This window comes from Paenarthrobacter nitroguajacolicus, assembly GCF_029952445.1.
GTDB classification, from domain to species: Bacteria; Actinomycetota; Actinomycetes; order Actinomycetales; family Micrococcaceae; genus Arthrobacter; species Arthrobacter nitroguajacolicus_B.
This window is the reverse complement of record NZ_JAQPPK010000075.1, coordinates 1-630: the sequence shown is the minus strand read 5'-3', so window position 1 is coordinate 630 and position 630 is coordinate 1. Positions and strand designations below refer to the sequence as shown.

Here is a 630-nt window from a genome sequence, read left to right as displayed (position 1 = left end):
ACAATACATCACCAAGTTCCGCACCCTCGCCGCCGGGCTCGTCGAGGAGACCGAAATCGAACGGTTCCTCACCGCCGTCGAACGCCTCCCCGAACTCGGCGCAGGCGAACTGGACCAGCTCAACATCACCGCCGCCCCCGGCGTGATCAACCCCGGCACAGCTCCGAAGGGACTGTTCTAAATGCTCTACTCCACCACCACCCCCGAACAGAAACGCCTCAAGCTCCGGGAGCTGCTGGCATCGGGGACCGTGACGCAGTTCCCGGGGGCGTTCAACCCGCTCTCGGCCCGGCTCATCGAGGAAAAGGGCTTCGCCGGGGTCTACATCTCCGGCGCGGTCCTGGCCAACGACCTCGGCCTGCCCGACATCGGCCTGACCACCCTCACCGAAGTCGCCACCCGCGCCGGGCAAATCGCCCGCATGACCGACCTACCCTCGCTCGTGGATGCCGACACCGGCTTCGGTGAACCCATGAACGTGGCCCGCACCATCCAGGAACTCGAAAACGCCGGCCTCGCCGGCTGCCACATCGAGGACCAATTCAACCCCAAACGCTGCGGACACCTCGACGGCAAAAACGTCGTCGACCTCGACACCGCCACCAAACGCATCCGCGCCGCAGCCGACGC

At 66.0% G+C, this 630-nt stretch carries 1 protein-coding gene and 1 pseudogene; both read left to right on the top strand.

Translation table 11 applies throughout. The features are described 5' to 3' along the window. A pseudogene (locus PJL15_RS22580) lies at positions 1 to 181 on the top strand (MmgE/PrpD family protein); the annotation flags it as partial. Then, the coding region (locus PJL15_RS22575; protein WP_281453358.1) for an isocitrate lyase/PEP mutase family protein at positions 182 to 630 on the top strand (449 nt) is incomplete at its 3' end.